The organism is Georgenia halophila (assembly GCF_039541595.1).
Map to the genome: position 1 here is coordinate 81,527 of NZ_BAABGN010000009.1, position 20,386 is coordinate 101,912.

At 72.1% G+C, this 20,386-nt stretch carries 14 protein-coding genes; 9 read left to right on the forward strand and 5 right to left on the reverse strand.

Features of this window, described 5'->3' with window-relative positions; all coding sequences use genetic code 11:
• Positions 1-49: 49 nt before the first annotated feature.
• The 9 genes from ABD907_RS10715 (at position 50) to putP (ending at position 12,658) form a co-directional block, all read left to right on the forward strand.
• The gene (locus ABD907_RS10715) at positions 50-2,017 is read left to right on the forward strand and encodes an MBL fold metallo-hydrolase (RefSeq protein ID WP_345216249.1); all 1,968 of its coding nucleotides are present in this window, start codon (positions 50-52) and stop codon (positions 2,015-2,017) included.
• Entirely contained in the window at positions 2,014-3,030 is a 1,017-nt protein-coding gene (locus tag ABD907_RS10720) for a LacI family DNA-binding transcriptional regulator (RefSeq protein ID WP_345216250.1), read from the forward strand. The genes ABD907_RS10715 and ABD907_RS10720 overlap by 4 nt, the downstream gene beginning before the upstream one ends.
• A gap of 217 nt (positions 3,031-3,247) precedes the next feature.
• Positions 3,248-4,222, forward strand: coding sequence for an ROK family protein (locus ABD907_RS10725; RefSeq protein WP_345216251.1), 975 nt, complete (start codon positions 3,248-3,250; stop codon positions 4,220-4,222).
• On the forward strand, positions 4,209-4,805 hold the full coding sequence (locus ABD907_RS10730; protein ID WP_486334075.1) for a D-sedoheptulose-7-phosphate isomerase: 597 nt from the start codon (positions 4,209-4,211) through the stop codon (positions 4,803-4,805). Before ABD907_RS10725 ends, ABD907_RS10730 begins: the two co-directional genes overlap by 14 nt.
• Entirely contained in the window at positions 4,802-7,684 is a 2,883-nt protein-coding gene (locus ABD907_RS10735) for an alpha-mannosidase (RefSeq protein WP_345216253.1), read from the forward strand. Before ABD907_RS10730 ends, ABD907_RS10735 begins: the two co-directional genes overlap by 4 nt.
• A 2-nt stretch (positions 7,685-7,686) precedes the next feature.
• Positions 7,687-9,711, forward strand: a complete 2,025-nt coding sequence (locus ABD907_RS10740) for a hypothetical protein (RefSeq protein WP_345216254.1) — start codon at positions 7,687-7,689, stop codon at positions 9,709-9,711.
• A gap of 161 nt (positions 9,712-9,872) precedes the next feature.
• Positions 9,873-10,127, forward strand: coding sequence for an STAS domain-containing protein (locus ABD907_RS10745; RefSeq protein WP_345216255.1), 255 nt, complete (start codon positions 9,873-9,875; stop codon positions 10,125-10,127).
• 52 nt (positions 10,128-10,179) lie between these two features.
• The gene (locus ABD907_RS10750) at positions 10,180-10,944 is read left to right on the forward strand and encodes an SDR family NAD(P)-dependent oxidoreductase (protein ID WP_345216256.1); all 765 of its coding nucleotides are present in this window, start codon (positions 10,180-10,182) and stop codon (positions 10,942-10,944) included.
• A gap of 199 nt (positions 10,945-11,143) precedes the next feature.
• Complete coding sequence (gene putP, locus ABD907_RS10755) at positions 11,144-12,658, forward strand: sodium/proline symporter PutP (protein ID WP_345216257.1); 1,515 nt, start codon at positions 11,144-11,146, stop codon at positions 12,656-12,658.
• A 133-nt stretch (positions 12,659-12,791) separates the two neighbouring features.
• On the opposite strand, the gene ABD907_RS10760 is transcribed toward putP, so the two are convergent.
• The 5 genes from ABD907_RS10760 to tkt form a co-directional block, all read right to left on the reverse strand.
• On the reverse strand, positions 12,792-13,715 hold the full coding sequence (locus ABD907_RS10760) for a glucose-6-phosphate dehydrogenase assembly protein OpcA (RefSeq protein ID WP_345216258.1): 924 nt from the start codon (positions 13,713-13,715) through the stop codon (positions 12,792-12,794).
• A gap of 16 nt (positions 13,716-13,731) precedes the next feature.
• Positions 13,732-15,258 (reverse strand): glucose-6-phosphate dehydrogenase, encoded by a 1,527-nt coding sequence (gene zwf, locus ABD907_RS10765; protein WP_345216259.1) that lies wholly within the window; start codon positions 15,256-15,258, stop codon positions 13,732-13,734.
• The gene (locus ABD907_RS10770; RefSeq protein ID WP_345216260.1) at positions 15,255-16,952 is read right to left on the reverse strand and encodes a glucose-6-phosphate isomerase; all 1,698 of its coding nucleotides are present in this window, start codon (positions 16,950-16,952) and stop codon (positions 15,255-15,257) included. The genes zwf and ABD907_RS10770 overlap by 4 nt, the downstream gene beginning before the upstream one ends.
• Entirely contained in the window at positions 16,949-18,088 is a 1,140-nt protein-coding gene (gene tal, locus ABD907_RS10775; protein ID WP_345216261.1) for a transaldolase, read from the reverse strand. The genes ABD907_RS10770 and tal overlap by 4 nt, the downstream gene beginning before the upstream one ends.
• Positions 18,089-18,153: 65 nt before the next feature.
• A complete protein-coding gene (tkt, locus tag ABD907_RS10780) occupies positions 18,154-20,340 on the reverse strand; it encodes a transketolase (protein WP_345216262.1) in 2,187 nt (728 codons plus the stop codon).
• Positions 20,341-20,386: the final 46 nt, after the last annotated feature.

Sequence of the window (20,386 nt, forward strand, 5' to 3'; positions counted from 1 at the left end):
GGTGGCCCGTGCTTGGAGCGCACGTGTGGAATCGATACCATCGACAATCGTGAGCACACCGACGGAGGTAGCGCCCGGGGTCTTCTGCCTGGAAGACACCTGCAACGTGTACGTGGTGCTGGCGGAACCCCGAAGTGGTGAGCAGACCGCCGTCGCGATCGACTTCGGGTCCGGTGACGTGCTCGACCACCTCGAGACCATGGGTGTCGACCGGATCACCGACGTCCTGATGACACACCACCACCGGGACCAGGGGCAGGGTCTCTGGCGGGCGGTGGAGGCCGGTGCGGCGGTGCACGTGCCGCCGGTCGAGCGCGATCTCTTCGGCAACGTCGACGAGATGTGGCGCACGCGCAACGTCGTCAACGACTACAACCTGCGCCAGGACCGGTTCTCCATCCTCGAGCCGGTCGAGGTCGCGAGCACCGTGCCGGAGTATCGCTCGGCCGACTACCACGGCGTCACGGTGGAGGTGCACGTGACGCCTGGGCACACCCCGGGCTCCGTCACGTACATCGTCGAGCGTTCGGGCGAGCGGATCGCCTTCACGGGCGACCTGATCTACGCGCCCGGGAAGGTGTGGTCGCTCGCGGCGACGCAGTGGTCCTACACCGAGAACGAGGGCCCCGCCATGACGGTGCTCAGCTGCTACCTGCTCCTGCGCGAGCGGCTGGACCGTGCCCTCCCCTCGCACGGCGAGCCGATGGAGGACCCGATCACGGCGCTGGAGCTCCTCGCCGAACGCATGCAGAGGTACGTGGACTCCCGCCGCCCCTACCCCTGGGACCTGCGTCCGCGCCTGCACTCGCCGTACGTGCCGATCACCGACCATCTGCTGCTCAACCGGACGAGCGTGTCCTGCAGCTACGTGCTGATCTCCCGCTCCGGCGCGGCGATGATCATCGACTACGGGTACGACATGACCACCGGGCTCCCGGCGGGTGCGGACCGGGCCTCGCGCCGGCCGTGGCTGGCGTCGCTGTCCGCGTTGCGCAAGAACCACGGGGTCACCGACCTCGAGGTCGCCCTCGCGACGCACTACCACGACGACCACGTCGCGGGGCTGAACCTGCTGCGGGACGTCGAGGGCACGCAGGTGTGGACGGCGGAGAACGTCGCGCCGATCCTGGCCGAGCCCATGCGGTACGACCTGCCGTGCCAGTGGTACGACCCCGTCCCGTCCGACCGGGTGCTGCCCGTCGGCGAGTCGTTCACCTGGCGGGAGTACGAGATCACCGTGCACGATCTGCCCGGACACACGCTCTTCCACACCGGCTTCGAGGTCGAGGTCGACGGCGTCCGGGTGCTCGTCACGGGCGACCAGCAGAACGGCCTCGGTGTCCCCGGGGAGCGTCGCGAGATCCTCAACTACCAGTACCGGAACCGCTTCCGGGTCCAGGACTACCGCGCCAGCGCCGACCTCTACCGACGGATCGCGCCCGGGGTCATGGTCAGTGGCCACTGGGAACCGCGCTGGGTCGACGAGGCGTACCTCCAGATGCTCACCGACGAGGGCGAGGAGCTCGTCCAGACCCACCACGACCTGCTCCCGCTCGACGAGATCGACCTCGGGGCCGACGGCACGATCGCGAGGATCGCCCCGTACCTGTCACGGGCCGAGGCCGGCAGCACGGCGACCTTCGACGTGACGGTGCGCAACCCGCACGCGCACACCGCTCGGGCACGACTGGTCCCCGTCCTGCCCCGCGACTGGCAGACCGACCGGCCGGCGTTCGAGACGGAGCTGCCACCCGGAGGCGAGCGGACGGTGCGGATCGGTGTGACCATCGGGGCCCAGCTGCTCCGCCGCGCGCGGCTGGCGATCGACGTCACCGTCGGTGACCTCCGCCTGGGCCAGCACTGCGAGGCGATGGTCGACGTCGTCGCCTCGTCCGTCCCCGACGGCCGGGAAGGCGCGGTGCACGGCGGCGCCGCGGACGGTGCGGCCGGCGACGACGCAGGAGACGGTCAGCAAACGCCGGCCCCCGCCGGCCCGGCGATCGCGACGTCACGGTGATCCCGCCGGAGAAGCGGGCGACGATCCGTGACGTCGCCGTGGCCGCGGGCGTCTCGCAGTCGACGGCGTCGCGTGCCCTGACCGGGCGCGGCTACGCCGCGGAGGCCGTGCGCGAGCGGGTGCAGGAGGCCGCGCACCAGCTCGGCTACGTCCCAGACGCGATGGCACGCCACCTCAAGCAGCGCGTCAGCCGTTCCGTCGGCGTGCTCGTCCACGACCTGCGCAACTCCTTCTACGCCGATCTCGCCGCGGGCGCCGGCAACGCGGCGCGTGCCCGTGGGTACACCATCACGCTCACCGATCTCGGCGGCGGCGCGACGGACGAGGTCGAGGGCGCCGAGGCCTTCGTCGCCATGCGGGTCGCCGGCGTCGTGGTCACCCCCGGCTCCGCCGCGATCACCGATTATCTCGGCAGGCACCGGGTGCCGTCCGTGGAGGTGGACCGCCAGTTCGCCCCGGCAACGTGCGACGCCGTCGTCGTGGACAACCGCAAGGCGGCGCGGGAGGTGACCGAGCACCTTCTCGACCTCGGCCACCGGCGCGTGGCGCTGCTGATCGACGAGACCGATTGGACCACGGGACGGGAGCGCTACGAGGGCTACTGCACCGCGCTGGAGGCGCGCGGCCTCGAGGTGGACCGCGGCCTCGTGGTGGCCTCCGGCTGGGATGTCGCCGCGGCGAAGGCGACCGCGACCACGCTCTTCGCCTCGCCCGCCCGACCGACGGCGCTCTTCGCCGCGAACAACGTGCTCGCGGAGGGGGCCTGGCGCGCTGCCGCGGACATGGGCCTGCACATCCCCTCCGATCTCAGCCTGGCGTCCTTCGACGACGCCCCGTGGATGACGATGGTCACCCCGACCGTGACCGCCGTGGTCCAGGATTCGGTGGCGGTCGGTGAGGCGGCCGTGACCCGCCTGCTGGACCGGATCGAGGACCCGGCAGCGCCTCCGCGCACGGTGGTCCTGGCCGCCCCGCTGACTGTGCGCGGATCGACGGCGCCGCCCGCCTCCTGAGTCGCTCGTCCTGGCACAGTGGTGCGGGTCCGGCAGGAATGGCCTTCGCATGTCGCCCCGCTGTTGCCCCGCTGTCGTTGGCGGCGGTCGAGAGCGCAGGAGCAAACGATGTGGCAACGTTGCCATGGTCGGCCGGTGCTGCGTAGCATGCGTGTGGTAACGATGCCAGATGCCGTCGCGCGGCCCGCACCTTCGCAGGCCTGACCGAGGAGACCCAGTGGGAGCAACGTCGCCCCCGGTGCTTGCGCTCGATATCGGCGGCACCAAGCTGGCGGCGGCCGTCGTCACCGCGGACGGGCGCACGCACTCGTTACGCATCGTGCCCACGCGGCGTGAGCAGGGGCCGGACACGGTGATCACCCGGCTGCTGGAGGTGGGCCGGCGCGTGCTGGACGACGTCGGCACCGCGGTCGCCGCCGTCGGCGTCGCCTGCGGCGGACCCCTCGATGCGACCTCCGGTGTGCTGCTGCGCCCGCCGCACCTGCCCGGATGGGTGGATGTCCCGATCGGTAACCGGGTCAGCGAGGCGTTCGGCGTGCCGTCGTCTCTCGAGAACGACGCGACGGCGGCCGCCCTGGCGGAGCACCGGTTCGGCACGGGCCGGGGAACCTCGACGATGGTCTACCTGACCGTCTCGACCGGCGTCGGCGGCGGCGTGGTCGTACACGGCCGGCTGCACCGCGGAGCGGCCCTGAACGGCGGCGAGCTCGGGCACCTGATGGTGCGCCGCGGCGGCCGCCGGTGCACCTGCGGACGCACCGGGTGCGTCGAGGCGTACGCCGCGGGGTCCTCGATCGCCGAACGGGCCGCCGAGGCGCTGGCCTCCGGGGCCGACGGCCACGAAGCGTCGCTGCTCCGCGCCTCGGACACGCCCACGGCGGAGGACATCGCCCGTGCCGCACGCGCAGGGGACCCGCTGGCGAGGTCCCTCTGGGCAGACGCCGTCGACGCGCTCGGCAGCGCGGTCACCGACCTCGTCAACGTGTTCGAGCCGGAGCTGGTGGTGCTCGGCGGGGGAGTGGTCCGCTCCGGCGAGCAGCTGCTCGCACCGGTGCGCAGGATCGTCGCCGACGAGGCCATGGGGCCGGCCGGGCGCGCGGTCCGGATCCGGGCGGCCGCCCTGGGCGAGGAGGTCTGCGTGGTCGGCGCGGCTGCCGTGGCCCAGGACATGCTGGAGGATGTCCGTGTCTGAGGTGACCAGCTGGATGGAGCGGCATGTCGCCGACCACGTGTCGGCCGCAGAGAGCCTGCACGGGCTGCTCCCTGCCGCGGCCGCGGTCGGGGACCTGCTGTGCCGGGCCTATGCCACCTCGCCGTCCGGTGTGCTCTACACGTTCGGCAACGGTGGCAGCGCCGCCGACGCGCAGCACCTCACCGGTGAGATGGTCGGCCGGTACCGCCGGGAGCGCCGCCCGTTGCCGGCGGTGACCCTCACCGCTGACGCCACGGTCACCTCGTGCATCGCGAACGACTACACCTACGGAGACGTCTTCGCACGCCAGGTGACCGCACTGGCGCGTCCGGGTGACGTCGTCGCCGGTTTCACCACCAGCGGCCGCTCCCCGAACGTCGTCGCCGGTCTCGCGGCGGCGCGCGGTGCCGGCGCGGCCACCGTGCTCTTCGGTGGCGGCGACGGCGGCCATGCGCACGACCACGCGGACCACGCCCTGCTCGTACCGTCCACGACGACCCCCCGGATTCAAGAGATGCACACACTTCTGCTGCACGTGATCAGTGAGATGGTCGATGCATGGGCCGCGAAGGAGGACCTATGAGTGCCGCTCGCCGGACGACCGCCCCCGGCTCGACCGCCGGGGACGCACCGTCGCGGAGAGGACCGCTGTCGAACGCGCCGCTGGGGGAGCAGCCGAAGGACCTCCAGCCGGAGCGGCCGCTGGCCACGCCGGACCGCACGCTGCACATGGTCGGTAACGCCCACCTCGACCCGGTGTGGCTGTGGCCGTGGCAGGAGGGGTACCAGGAGGCGCGGGCGACGTTCTGGTCGGTGATCCACCGGATGGAGGAGTACCCCGACTTCATCTTCACCTGCGACCAGATCGTGCTGCTGTCCTGGGTGGAGGAGTCGGACCCGAAGCTCTTCGCCAAGATCCAGGAGCGTGTCCGCGAGGGCCGCTGGCAGATGGTCGGTGGCTGGTGGGTGGAGCCGGACTGCAACATGCCGTCCGGGGAGTCCTTCGTCCGGCAGGGCCTCTACGGGCAGCGGTACCTCGCGGAGAAGTTCGGGGTGACGGCCGACGTCGGCATGAATGTGGACCCGTTCGGCCACAACGTCATGCTGCCGCAGATCCTCCGGGGCCAGGGGATGGACTCCTACGTCTTCCTCCGGCCGGGGCCGCACGAGTCCGAGCTCGACGCGACGGCGTTCTGGTGGGAGTCCCCGGACGGCAGCCGGGTGCTGGGCTACCGGATCCCTTACGAGTACGGCAGCCCGCCCGGGCAGGTGGACGGGCAGACGGACAAGTCGCTCGGCCAGGCCGACCGCGGCCTCGGCGACCTGATGGTCTTCTACGGGGTCGGCAACCACGGCGGCGGGCCCACCCGGGCGAACATCGAGTCGATCTACCGCTACGACCGGATGGGGTCCTTCGGACGGCTGAGCATGTCCTCGCCGCGGCGCTACTTCGACGCGCTGGCCGCGGCCAAGGGCCCGGAGGGTATGGCCGAGCTACCCGTGTGGCGCGAGGACCTGCAGCACCACGCGGCGGGCTGCTACTCGGCGCACTCGGGCATCAAGGCGTGGCAGCGTCGCGCGCAGGCGAAGGTCCTCTCCGCCGAGCGGTGGGCGGCCCTCGGGGCGCTCTGGCAGGGCATGGACCACCCGCGCGACGAGCTGGCCCGCGCGTGGAAGGAGGTGCTGTTCAACCAGTTCCACGACGTCCTGCCCGGCTCGGCGATCGAGCCGGCGTACGACGACGCACGCGACCAGCTGGGTGAGGCGATCTCCATCTCGCAGCGGATCATCACCCGCGTGCAGAACGTCCTGGCCGGTCAGCTCGAGATCCCGCAGGACGAGGGGACCCAGCCGGTCGTGGTCTTCAACCCGCACCCGTGGCCGGTGACCACGCAGGTCGAGCTGCAGTACGGCGCCCAGCAGGGCGGCGTCCACGTGGTCGACGGTGACGGCCGCCAGACCGCGTCCCAACGCATCCAGCCGGTGGCCACGACCAACGACAAGGGACGGGCGGCGCAGGCCTTCCAGGCGGAGGTCCCGGCGCTCGGCTACCGCCTGTACCGGTTGCGCGGCGGGGCTGCGCCCGAGGACCTCGCGTGGAGCGGCGAGGCGCCCGGGCCGCTGCACGCCACCACGGCGGTGCTGGAGAACGACTTCCTCCGCGTGGAGGTGGATCCGCGGACCGGATGGCTCAGCTCCCTCCTCGACAAGCGTTCCGGTGCCGATCTGGTCGCCGGGGCACCGGGCGAGCACCTGCAGGTGTGCGAGGACCCCACCGACACGTGGGGGCACCGGGTGGTCTCCTACGCCTGGCCCGGAGAACCGATGAGCACCACCCGGGTGGTGCTGCGCGAGGCAGGACCGCTGCGGGCACGGCTGCGTGTCGAGCGCGAGTGGGGCCGCTCGACCATGGTCGAGGAGCTGGTCCTGGGGCACGCCAGCGACCAGCTCGAGGTCCGCGTGACGCTGGACTGGCGAGAGCGCTCGCACCTGCTCAAGATGCGCTTCCCGACAGCGCTCGAGCAGCCCACGGCCACCTACGAGGTCCCCTTCGGCTCGATCGAGCGGCCGGTGGACGGCGCCGAGGAGCCCGCCCAGTCCTGGGTCGACCTGACGGGCACGCTGCCCGGCCGCGACGCCGACGCGACGGCGGGTCTCGCCGTCGTCACGGAGACCAAGCACGGCTACGACGTCTCCCCGGCGGACGAGCGCAGCGGCGCGAGCATCGGCGTGACCGCGGTCCGCAGCCCGGTCTACTCCTGGCACGACCCGCGACTGCTGGACCCGGACGGGATCTACGCCTATCAGGACCAGGGCATCCAGTCCTTCCGGTACCTCGTGGTGCCGCACGCGGGGGACTGGCGGGCGGCGGGGCTCACCCGGCGCGCCGCGGTCCTCGAGTCACCGGTGCGCGCCATGCTGGAGAGCTTCCACGCCGGCCCGCTCCCGGACGCGCTGTCCTGCGCGAGCGACGGCGACGGTCAGGTGATGATCACGGCCGTGAAGGCGAGCGAGGACGATGTCGACGTCGGCCTCGGCGACGGTGACGGTGGCGACGCCGGCGAGGGACAGGCCCGCCAGGACCTCGTGGTGCGTGCGGTGGAGACCACCGGCCGGCCGGCTCGCGCCAGGCTGGAGCTGCCCGTCGTGGGCCGGACCCTGGAGACGGACTTCGGGCCGAGCCAGATCCGCACGTTCCGCGTCCCACGCGACGTCGCACGTCCCGTGGTGGAGGTCGACCTCGTCGAGTGGGAGCTCGCCGACGGCCCGCGTGGCGACCTCGAAATCACCGAGCTGGGTACCGGGCCGTTCGAGCGTGGCGCCGTCCTGGCCCCGAGCAAGGGCAGATGGTCCACCCGGGCGGAGCAGCAGTCCGGCCGGGACCAGTCCACCGACCGCGACGCCTCCGACACCCTCGACCAGGCCGAGCGGAACGCGCCGGGACAGCGGGAACGTCGCTGACGATGACTGACCGGCCGATGACCGAGCTGGCAGGCACCACCGTCCGTTTGCGCTCCGACGACGGCCGGCGGCCCGCGTTGGATCTCCACGCCGAGCTGGTCAGGCCGGACGGCACCGTGGCACCGCTCGACGAGACCCTGGCGGGCGCCGTGACCGTGACGCCACGAGGTGCCGGGTGCCACGACGTCGTCGTGACGGTCGAGAACGCCACAGCCGCGGCCGTCGAGGGTGCCGTGCGGGTGCGCCTGGAGATGGCGCACGTCGACGACCCGTGGTGGCTCGTGCCGGGCGCGTTCTACGGCGAGAACCGCCCGCTGGACTGCGAGCGGCTCTACCCCCGCTTCGCCGTCGGGCACCGTGACCCCCGAAGCATGGTCAGCGACCACTGGGAGATGCGGGCGGACCGGGCGGCGTCGCCGGCCGTCTTCGGCTGGGGCGCCGGAGCCGGGATGGCGCTCGTCGGGGAGGAGCTCTCCCCCCTGGGGATGGTTGGCCTCGGTCTGCGGCACGACGACGACGCGAAGACGGCGAGCGTCCACCTGACCTTTCCGTACCGCGAGGACCCGATCACCTACGACGGGTCCGAGACGCCGCGCCCGGCGGACGTGCGTACCTGGACGTGGCAGCCGGGGGACCGCACGACCCTCCACGCCCGGGCCTACGTGCTCGGCGAGGACCGGCACGGCTACGCCCCGGTGCTGCGCGAGCTCCGCGACGGCTTCGCGGCGCACGCACCCGTCGAGCCGTGGGTCTCCGTCGAGGAGGCCGCCGGAATCGCCGCGCACGGGCTGTACCGGTGGCACTACGACCCCGATCCCGGTGTGCTGCTCGAGACGGTCGGCTTCGACCGGGGCGTGCGCGGCGGCGACGGCGCCCCGGTGGACCGCCAGGCGATGCACGTCGGGTGGGTGAGCGGCATCCCGTGGGCCTTCGCGCTGCTCGCGCACGCCCGCCGGGTCCGCGGCACGCGCGCCGCCGGGGACGACGCAGCCGTCGACGACAGCGCGGCCCAGGCCCTGGCCGCGGAGTCCGTCATCGACCTCATCTGCTCCGAGCGGGCGCCGTGCGGCACCTTCTGGGGCCGGTGGGAGCGCGAGACGGGGTGGTCGCAGAGCTGGTCGCCGGTCGCGGGCGCCCTGCACGCGCGCACTCTCGGCGAGGCCACGCTGTTCCTCCTGCGTGCGCTGGCGCTCGGCGACGACGTGGGCGGGCCGTCCCGCCCGACGTGGGTCACGGCCGCGCGCGCGAACCTGGACGCGATGGCCGCCCGGCAGCGCGAGGACGGCAACCTCGGGGCGATGCACCACGCGGCCACCGGTGAGGTGCTCTCCTGGTCCGGAGCCTCGGCCCTGATCTGGATCGCCGCGCTGTGCGAGGCGGAGCCGCTGGACGCCGACGGGCGATACCTGGTGGTCGCCGAGCGGGCCGGCCACTACTACGCCCGGTTCGTCGAGCAGGAGTTCATCCACGGCGCACCCGAGGACGTCGACCTGGCACCCAGCTCCGAGGACGGCTACGCCGCGGTGATGGCTTACGTGGCCCTGCACCGGCGCACCGGGAAGCCGCGATGGCTGGAGCTCGCGCGTCGCGCGGCGGACTGGATGCTCACCTTCCGCTACACCTACAACGTCACCTTCGAGGCGCTCACCACCCTGGGTGTCTACGACTTCGCGACGCGTGGCGCGGACCAGGCGTCGCCGCCGAACCAGCACCTGCACGCCTACGGACTGGTGTGCACCCAGGAGATGGTGGAGCTCTCGCGCGCCTGCGGCGACGACCATTACGCCGAGCGCGCCCTCGAGCACCTGGCGTGCTTCCGACAGCTCGTCCCCCGCACCGACGGCGAGCTCAACGCCTACCGCGGCATGATCACCGAGCGGTACTACCAGACCAGCTGCTTCCAGCCGAAAGGCATGCTGCTGACGCTGTCGCACGCCTGGAGCGTCGGGGTCCTGCTGCTGGGGTGCGAGCAGGTGATCGCGCTGGGGCTGGCCGATGCGCCGGCCACCGACCCGCCGGACAGCTGACCCCAGCACGAACAAGCCCGAGCTGCCCGTCCACCCGCCCGCACGAGACTTGAGGGCTTGTTCGGCGGGGCGGTCGTGACGGACCGCTTCGAGTCGCCGGAGCGGCTCGTGCGTCGTACCGTCGCCTCAACGTGGTGCTGCCGCGATTCGAGGAGGTGTGCGTGTTGAACTTCAACGTCCGGATGGACGATCCGATCGGGACCACGCGGGTGCAGGTCGCCGGCATGCTCGACGTCCACAACGCCACCGAGTTCTCCCACATGGTTCACCAGGTCAGCGAGGCCGCCGGGACCAGGGCCTGCTACGACTTCACCGAACTCGACGTGGTCGACAGCGCCGGGTGGGCCGCCGTGCGGACCTTCGTCCGCGACGCGCAGGAGTACGGCGGCGACGTCCGCCCGCCCGCGAACGCCTGACGCGGCCCATCGTGGCGGGCACGTCCGCCGGTACCGGCCAAGGAGGACGGTCATGAGCACGGACGCACTCTCGCAGGACGTCACGGGCAAGGTCGCCGTCGTTACCGGCGGCGCCCAGGGCATCGGCCGGGCGATCTCGGAGGCGCTGGTGGCGGGCGGCGCCCAGGTGGTGATCGCCGACCGCGACGGCGAGACCGGCAGGGCCACCGCCGGGCAGATCGGCGGCAGCTACGTCGCCCTCGACGTCACGTCCTCGGCGTCGGTCGCCGACGCGGCGGACGAGGTCGTCGCCGCTCGTGGCGGCATCGACATCTGGATCAACAATGCCGGGGTCGCGCGGAACGCCCCGGGCGAGGACATGAGCGACGAGGACTGGCGGACCGTGATGACCGTCAACCTCGACGGCGTCTTCTACTGCTGCCGCACCGCCGGGCGGCACATGCTCGAGCAGGGTGGTGGCGCCATCGTCAACATCGCCTCGATGTCCGGCATCGTCTCGAACCACCCCCAGCCCCAGGTCGCGTACAACGCCTCGAAGGCGGCGGTCATCATGGTCACCAAGTCGCTCGCGGGGGAGTGGGCCCAGCGCGGGGTCCGGGTCAACGCGGTATCACCCGGGTACACGGCGACGGCGATCCTCGACCAGGTGACCGCGAGGCAGCCGGAGTGGACCCGGACGTGGTTCCGCGAGACGCCGATGGGGCGCCCGGCCGAGCCGGCGGAGGTCGCCGCGGTGGTCCGGTTCCTCGCCTCGGACGCGGCCAGCTACATGACGGGAAGCAACGTCGTCGTCGACGGCGGCTACACCAGCTGGTGAGCCGCCGGCACGGAAACTCTTCTGTCGAACGTCCCGTACCGGGAAGTCCGCGGGAGTACGGTGAGCATCATCACCGAACCGGGCTCCCGAGAGTGGTCCGGCCCGGGGCACGGGGTAGTGTCGCCGGGCCCCAAGCCCACGGGAGCGCCGATGGCACGGCGTGGTGCCACCGGGCTCGCGAAAGGAACAGGACCCACACATGAGTGAACAGGCGTACGAGATTCTCGCGCTCGCCGTGTACTTCCTCGGCATGCTCGGCATCGGGTGGTACTTCCTCCGGAAGAACACCAGCCTTGACGAGTACATGCTGGGCGGTCGAGGGCTGCCGACCCCGGTGGCGGCGTTGAGCGCCGGGGCGTCCGACATGTCGGGCTGGCTCCTCCTGGGTCTGCCCGGCGCGATCTACCTCACCGGCCTCGACGGGGCCTGGATCGCCATCGGTCTGACGATCGGTGCGTGGCTGAACTGGAAGTTCGTGGCGCCGCGGCTGCGGATCTACACCCAGGTCTCCCAGAACTCCATCACCATCCCGAGCTTCCTGGGCAACCGCCTGCGTGACAAGACCCGGATCCTGCGGATCGCCGCCGGTCTCATCATTCTCGCGTTCTTCACGTTCTACGTCTCCTCCGGCATGGTCGCCGGCGGCGTGTTCTTCACGGCCTCCTTCGGTCTCGAGTACCGCGTCGGTATGCTGCTCGTCGCGGGTGTGACGGTGCTGTACACGCTCGGGGGCGGGTTCCTCGCCGCCAGCTACACCGACTTCGTCCAGGGCACGATGATGTTCTTGGCCCTCGTCGGTGTCCCGATCGCGGGCCTGATCGCCGTCGGCGGCTTCGGTGAGGCCGCCGCGGCCATCCGCGAGGTCGACCCGGAGCGGCTGTCGTGGTTCGCGGGCGCCGGTGTGCTGGGCATCATCTCCGCCCTCGCGTGGGGCCTCGGATACTTCGGGCAGCCGCACATCCTCGTCCGGTTCATGGCGCTGCGGAACGGTCGGGAGGCCGTCGCCGGCCGCCGCATCGGGATCGGCTGGATGCTCGTCGCCGTCATCGGCGCGATCTGCACCGGCCTCGTCGGACTCGCCTACACCCAGCAGCAGGGCCAGGTGCTCGAGGGCAACGACGCCGAGACGATCTTCCTCGTCATGGGGCAGATGCTGTTCCACCCGCTCGTGGCCGGCTTCATGCTCGCCGCGGTGCTGGCCGCCATCATGAGCACCATCTCCTCACAGCTGATCGTCACCTCCTCCGCCCTGGTCGAGGACATCGGCAAGGTGGTCCTCGGGCGCCGCTTCTCCGACCGCGGGCAGGTCATGCTCGGCCGCGCCGGCGTCCTGCTCGTCTCGCTCGTCGCGGCCACCATGGCGTGGACCCAGAACGAGACGATCCTCGCGCTCGTGGCGTTCGCCTGGGCCGGGTTCGGCGCCGCCTTCGGCCCGACGATCCTGCTGTCGCTCTACTGGCGCAAGCTCAGCACCGCGGGCGCCCTCGTCGGCATGGTCGCGGGCGCGGTGACCGTCGGCTGGTGGGGAAACACCACCGGCGGCATCTTCGACCTCTACGAGATCGTGCCCGGATTCGTCATCAACCTGGTGCTCGCCGTCGTCGTCAGCCTGGCGACCCACCGTCTCCAGTCGGGCGTGACGGACGAGTTCGACGAGACGATGCGGGTGCTGAAGGAGTCCTCCGAGGCGCCCACCGCGCCGGCGAAGGCCTGACCTCTCGCACCTCACCCACGAGAGCGGCCCGGGCGGCGAGCACCCGCCCGGGCCGTTCTCGCGTGCACGGCGTCCCCCCTTGGATGTCGTCCAGCGCGGACGTCGTCGTTCCGTGGCGACGTCCTCGACGCGCTCAGGCCTCCTGGAGCTGGGTGAGTCCCTGCGTCAGGACCCGTCCGTACGTCCGGTCCGGGTCGAGGCGGCGAAGCTCCTCGATGAGCGTGGTCTCGGTGTTCCGGCGGGGCAGGTTCACCGGCTGGTCCGGACGGTGCGGCCTGGTCAGCGTCGCCACGGTCGACCCCGCGGGCCGGACCAGCCGGATCGCACCGGAGGGTCGTTCGAGGACCACTTCACGCATCGCGTCATTGCCCACGTAGTCGACGGAGACCACGCAGCCCAGCGAGACCCGCAGCCACGCGGCGAGCAGCTCCACCGACGGGTTGCCGGCCTCACCGGAGACCCGGGCCGCGGTGATCTGCTCGCTCGGCGACTCGTCCACGGCGGCGGCGAGCAGGCCGCGCCACAGCGTCAGGGCGCCCCAGGCGAGGTCCGTGTCGCCGGGCGCGTAACCCTGGCAGAGGGCGTGGAGCGTGCGCACGGGGTCCGGCGTGCGCCGCGACTCCGTGATCCGGCGCTGGGCCATCGCGCCGATGGCGTCCGCCGACGGGCGCGCCGGGGGCGTCGAGGGCCACCACGCCACGATGGGCGCGTCGGGTAGCAGCAGGGCCATCACGAGCGTGCCGGGGGAGGCACCAGCACCGCCGCGCGGACGCAGCACCACGACCTCGGACGCACCGGCGTGCCCACCGACACGGATCTCCGCGTCGAGGCCGGCCTCGCGGTCGGCGTCGTCGGGCAGCACGACGATGACGCGCATCGGGTGCTCGTGCGAGGCGCCGTTCGCGGTGCGGATCGCCCGCTCGGTGGATTCGTCGTCGTCGGGCTGGACGACGAGGGTCAGAACCCGTCCGAGGGCGACGGCGCCGCCCTCGTCACGAAGCGACACGAGCCTCGAACCGACCTCGGCGGCGTTGGTGTTGCGCAGGGTGACGATCATCGGGTGCGCTCCTCCGTCAGGGCCGGCGCCATGCGCGGCCGTCGCGGGCAAGCATGCGGTCGGCCGACGGCGGACCCCACGTTCCGGGCTCGTACTGCTCCGGCCGGCCGCGCCGCGACCAGTGCGCCAGGACGGGGTCGAGGATCTGCCAGGACAGCTCGACCTCCTTCTGGCGCGGGAACAGGGGCGGGTCTCCCAGCAGCACGTCGAGCATGAGCCGCTCGTACGCCTCGGGGGAGTCCTGGGTGAAGGCGTGGCCGTACCCGAAGTCCATCGTGACGTCGCGGACCTCCATCGCCGTCCCGGGGACCTTCGCGCCGAACCGGATGGTGACGCCCTCGTCGGGCTGGACCCGGATCACCAGGGCGTTCTCACCGAGCTCCTGGGTGGCGGTCATGTCGAACGGCAGGTGCGGCGCGCGCTTGAAGACGACGGCGACCTCCGTGACCCGGCGGCCCAGCCGCTTTCCCGTGCGCAGGTAGAAGGGCACGCCCGCCCAGCGGCGGGTGTCGACGTCGAGCCGGACCGCTGCGTAGGCCTCGGTCTCGGAGTCCGGCGAGATCCCGTCCTCCTCGAGGTAGCCGCGCACCTGCTCGCCGCCCTGCCACCCGCCGGCGTACTGCCCGCGGGCGCTGTGCGCGTCCAGGTCGTCGGGCAGGCGGAGCGCCGAGAGGACCTTCTCCTTCTCGGCGCGCAACGCGTCCGCGTCGAAGGAGACCGGCTCCTCCATGGCGGTCAGCGCCAGCAGCTGCAGGAGGTGATTCTGGATGACGTCGCGGGCCGCGCCGATGCCGTCGTAGTAGCCGGCGCGGGAACCGATCCCGATGGACTCGGCCATCGTGATCTGCACGTGGTCGACGTAGTTGGCGTTCCAGATCGGCTCGAACAGCTGGTTGGCGAACCGCAGGGCGAGGATGTTCTGGACGGTCTCCTTGCCGAGGTAGTGGTCGATCCGGAAGACGGCGTCGGGCGAGAAGACCTCCGAGACCACGGCGTCGAGGTCACGCGCCGAGGACAGGTCGTGGCCGAACGGCTTCTCGATGACCACCCGTCGCCAGCTGTCCCCGTCCGAGCCCGAGAGCCCCGACCGTGCCAGCTGGCGCAGCACCAACGGGAACTTGTCGGGCGGCACGGAGAGGTAGAAGGCGTGGTTGCCGCCGGTTCCGCGCTCGGCGTCGAGGGCCTGGACCGTCCGGGCGAGCTCGTCGAAGGAGGCGTCGTCGTCGAGCTCGCCCTGGACGAAGCGGAAGCCGGAGGCGAGCTGCTCCCAGGCGCGCTCGTCGAACGGCGTGCGGGCGTTCGCCCGGACGGCGTCGTGGACCACCTGCGTGAAGTCCTCGTCGCTCCAGGCCCGCCGGCCGAAGCCGGTGAGCGCGAACGACGGCGGCAGCAGGCCACGGTTCGCCAGGTCGTACACGGCCGGCATGAGCTTGCGCTTGGCAAGGTCGCCGGTGACCCCGAAGATCACGAGCCCGGCGGGGCCGGCGATCCGCGGGAGGCGTCGGTCTCTGGGGTCCCTGAGCGGGTTGTCGGAAATCGTCACGCCGGGGGTCCCGTGAGGACGCCCGCCAGCCACGCCAGGGAGTCCTGGTCATTCACGTGCAGCCGGAGCACCGGACGGCCCAGGTCGGCGAGCACGTCGGCGTCGCCGTCGGCCTGGGCGGCGATCAGGGTGGTGAAGTCGAAGTCGCTGCCCGGGATGTCGACGACGGCGGACGGCGTACCGGTGAGCTGCAGGAACACGCCGGTCGCCGGGCCGCCCTTGTGGTACTGGCCGGTGGAGTGCAGGAACCGCGGGCCCCAGCCGAAGGTCACGGGCCGCCCGGTGCGTCGCGCGAGCGCGGGCCGCACGCCGCTCAGGATGGTTGCGGCGGGCCCCTCCCGGTCGAGGTAGGCCATGACGGCGAGGTAGCCGCGGTCGCTGTCCAGCCGGCCGAGGAGCGCGCCGAGGGCGTCCGCCACGGAGGTCGCGCCGTCGAGCAGGCCGTCGGAGCCGCGGACCTCGACGCCGGAGTCGGTGAACGCCGGCGGCTCCGGCGTCGGGGTGGACTCGAGCATGCCGCGGGCGGCCTTCTTGGCGGCCTCCACGTTCGGCTGGTCGAACGGGTTGATGCCGAGGATGGCGCCGGCGACGGCGACCGCGTGCTCCCACAGGAGGAACGCCCCGCCGAGGGAGCCGGACACCGTGACCTCGGTGGTCTCGGCGCCGCTGTCGTCGACGTCCGCGGCGTCGTCGGTCATCGGCGTGAGCAGCACGGGCAGGATGTCCCCGGCCCTCGCCCCGTCCCTGAGCTCGGGGGCGCCGGGCTCGACGGCCACGGGAAGCAGCCCCGTGCCCTCCTTGCCCGTGGACTCCGCGATGAGCTGCTCCGCCCAGTCACCGAGATGGAACAGGCCGGAACCGGCGTCGCGGATCACCACCTTGTCTCTGAGCGGTGATGTGCCCGCGAGGGCCGCGCCGAGGACGAGCGCCGGGTTGGCCTCGTTGTCCTCGGCGAAGAACTCGGCCACGGCCGCGGCCTCGTCGAGCAGCTGCTCGACGTCGGCGCCCGCCAGAGCGGCGGGCACCAGGCCGAAGGCGGTCAGGGCGGAGAAGCGGCCACCGACGTTCGGGTCGGCCTCGAACACGGCGCGGTAGCCCGCGTCCTGCGCGGCCCGCTGCAGCGCGGAGCCGGGATCGGTGACAGCGACCATCCGGCTGGGTGCGTCGATCCCGGCCGCCGTGAAGGCGGCCTCGAACGCGCGTCGCTGGGAGTCGGTCTCCACGGTGGAGCCCGACTTGGAGGAGACGACGACGACGGTCGCCGACAGGTCGCCGTCGAGCGCGCGGCGGACCTGGTCGGGATGCGTCGAGTCCAGCACCACCAGCTGGCAACCGGCCGTGCCCGCGATGACCTCCGGCGCGAGCGACGAGCCGCCCATGCCGCAGAGCACCACCCGGTCGACGCCCTCGGTGGCCAGCTCGGCGCGAAGCGCCCTGAGCGGCTCGAGCAGCGCGCGGGACGTCTCGTGCAGGTGCGTCCAGGCGAGCCGGATCGACGCCTCCTCCCGCGCCGCCTCGCCCCACAGGGTGGGGTCCTGGCCGCTCAGCCGGCTCGCGGTCCGCTCCGCGAGAAGGCCCGGCAGGTGTGCGGAGACGGCGCGGGCGGCGGCGCCGGTGGCGCTGACCTCGATGACGGCACCCTCGTCGGGCCCCGCCCAGGCGATGGTCGCGGCGGCGCCTGGCCCTTCACTCACGACGCCGCCCCCGCGCGGGCCGAGTCGAGCGCGGTCCGGACCGTCTCGAGGAGCTCGTTCCAGCTCTTCTCGAACTTCTCCACGCCTTCCCTCTCCAGGAGCGCGGTCACGTCGTTGTAGGAGACCCCGATCCGCTCGAGGTCGTCCAGGACGCGCCGGGCCTCGGCGTACGTGCCGTGCACGGTGTCCCCGGGCACCTCGGCGTGGTCGGCAGCGGCGCGCAGCGTCTTCTCCGGCATCGTGCTGACCACACGCTCGACGATCAGCTGGTCGACGTACATGGTGTCCGGGTAGTCCGGGTCCTTCACACCGGTGGACGCCCAGAGCGGGCGCTGGGGCTTGGCCCCGAGCGCGGCGAGCTCGTTCCATCGCGGCGTGGCGAAGATCTGCTCGAACGCCTCGTAGGCGAGCCGGGCGTTGGCGATCCCGGCCCTGCCCTTGAGCTGCTTCGCCGCGTCGGTCCCGATCTTGTCGAGCCGCGTGTCGATCTCGCCGTCGACCCGGGAGACGAAGAACGAGGCCACCGACCGGATGGTGCTCAGGTCGATGCCGGCGGCCTGGGCACGCTCCAGCCCGTCGAGGTAGGCGTTGGCGACGGCCCGGTACCGGTCGAGGGAGAAGATCAGGGTCACGTTGACGCTGATCCCCTCGCCGATCGCCTGGGTGATCGCGGGAAGACCCTCCATGGTGGCGGGGATCTTGACGAAGAGGTTCGGCCGGTCCACGGTCTGCCAGAGGACACGGGCCGCCTCGATGGTCCCCTCGGTGTCCTTGGCCATGCGGGGGTCGACCTCGATCGAGACCCGACCGTCCTCGCCGCCCGTGCTCTCGTAGACGTCCGCGAACAGGTCGCAGGCGTCACGCACGTCGTCGGTCGTGACCGCGAGAACGGCGTCGTCGACCCCGGCGCCCTGGGAGGCCAGGGTCTCGATCTGGGCGTCGTACGCGGTGCCCTTGCCCAGGGCACCGGCGAAGATCGTCGGGTTCGTGGTCACACCGACCACGTGGTAGTCGTCGATCAGGGCGCGCAGCGCCCCCGACTTGAGGTTCTCGCGGGAGAGGTCGTCCAACCACACGGAGACCCCGAGCTCGCTGAGTCGGCCGAGCCGGTTCGTGCCGGTGCTGCTCTCGCTCATCGTTGCTCCTTGCTCGTTTTGATGCTCGTCGGCGCCGGCGCACCCGGCGCCGGCTTACCTGGCGCTCACTTGGGCAGGTCGCCGGTACCCGCCTGGGTCGGTGCCTCGCCACCGCTGGGCGGGGCGTCGCCGCGCGCGGCGGCGAGCGACTCCTTCGCGGCGGCGGTGACCGCCTCTGCCGTGATGCCGAACTTCTCGTAGATGATCTGGTACGGAGCCGACGCGCCATAGTGCTCGAGCGAGACGGAACGTCCGGCGTCGCCGAGCAGGTGGTGCCAGCTCATGGCGATGCCCGCCTCGACGGAGACGCGGGCGCGGACCGACGAGGGCAGGACCTCCTCGCGGTAGCTCGCGTCCTGCTCCTCGAACCACTCCTGGCTGGGCATGGAGACCACGCGGGCGTTCACGCCCTCGCCGGCGAGCTGCTCGCGGGCCGTCAGGGCCAGCTGGACCTCGGAGCCGGTGGCGAGCAGGAGCACGTCGGGCGTGCCGCCGGGCGCCTCGGCGAGCACGTAGGCGCCCCGCAGGGTGCCCTCGGCGCTGGCAAGCGTGTCGCCATCGGCCGGCCCGTCGCCGCGCTCGGGGTTGGGGACGTTCTGCCGGGTCAGGACGAGGCCGGCGGGGCGGTCCGTCCGCTCGAGGATGCCGCGCCAGGCGTAGACCGTCTCGGCGGCGTCGGCGGGCCGGACGACGTCGAGCCCTGGGATGGCCCGCAGCGCCGTCAGCTGCTCGACGGGCTGGTGCGTCGGCCCGTCCTCACCCAGACCGATGGAGTCGTGCGTCCACACGTAGGTGGCCGGCGCGCCCTCGATCGCGGTGATCCGGACCGCTGGGCGCATGTAGTCGGAGAAGGTGAGGAAGGTGCCGCCGTAGGGCCGGGTCAGGCCGTGCAGGGTGATGCCGTTGAGGATGGCGCCCATGGCGTGCTCGCGGACGCCGAAGTGCAGCGTGCGGCCGTACTCGTGACCCGGGAACATCTTGGTCGAGCGGGCCACCGGGTGGAACGACGGCTCGCCCTCCATCGTCGTGTTGTTCGACCCGGCGAGGTCGGCGGATCCGCCCCAGAGCTCGGGGAGGGTCTCGGCGAGCGCGCCGAGCACCGCTCCGGACGCCTTCCGGGTGGAGACGTCCTTGCCGGGCTCGGGGGTGGGCAGCGAGTCGGTCCAGCCCTCCGGGAGCTCACGTGCGCGGAGGCGATCGAGGAGGGCCGCGCCGTCGGCGTTGGCGGTGCGCCAGGCGTCGAAAGCGGTGTCCCACTCGGCCTTCGCGGCCGCGGCACGCTCGCGGGCGTTGTTGCGGGTGTACTCGAGGACCGCGGGATCCACCTCGAAGTTCTTCTCCGGGTCGAAGCCGAGGATCTTCTTCACGGCGGCGACCTCGTCCTCGCCCAGCGCGGAGCCGTGCGCGGCGCCGCTGTTCTGCTTCGTCGGGGCCGGCCAGCCGATGATCGTGCGCAGCGAGATGAGCGAGGGACGCTTGGTCTCGGCCTTGGCGGCCTCGATCGCCGCGTACAGCCCGTCGACGTCCTCGGAGTAGTCCGTGCCGCCGTTGGTCCAGTCGACCCGCTCGGTGTGCCAGCCGTAGGCCTCGTAGCGGGCGAGGACGTCCTCCGTGAAGGCGATGTTCGTGTCGTCCTCGATGGAGATGTGGTTGTCGTCATAGATGACGACGAGGTTGCCGAGCTCCTGGGTGCCGGCGAGCGAGGACGCCTCGGAGGTCACGCCCTCCTGGAGGTCGCCGTCGGAGGCGATGACGTAGATGTGGTGGTCGAACGGGCTGGTTCCCGCGGCGGCCTCGGGGTCCAGCAGACCACGCTCGCGGCGGCCCGCGTAGGCCATGCCGACGGCGGCCGCGAGGCCCTGGCCGAGCGGACCGGTCGTGATCTCGACACCGGTGGTGTGCCGGTACTCGGGGTGGCCGGGGGTCTTCGAGCCCCAGCTCCGCAGGCCCTTGATGTCCTCCAGCTCCATGTCGATACCGGCGAGGTACAGCTGGATGTACTGGGTCAGCGAGGAGTGGCCGGCGGAGAGCACGAAGCGGTCACGGCCGAGCCACTGGTCGTCCGTCGGGTCCAGCCGCATGATCCGCTGGTAGAGCAGGTAGGCGGCGGGGGCGAGGGCCATGGCGGTGCCCGGGTGCCCGCTGCCGATCTTCTGGACCGCGTCGGCGGCCAGCACCCTGACGGTGTCCACCGCCTTCTGGTCCAGATCCGTCCATGTGAGGGGAGTGGTGGTTGCGGGCGTCGCGTTCACTGATCCTCTTTCCTTGTCCCGGACCGGGAAGGGGTCTTCCGTCTAC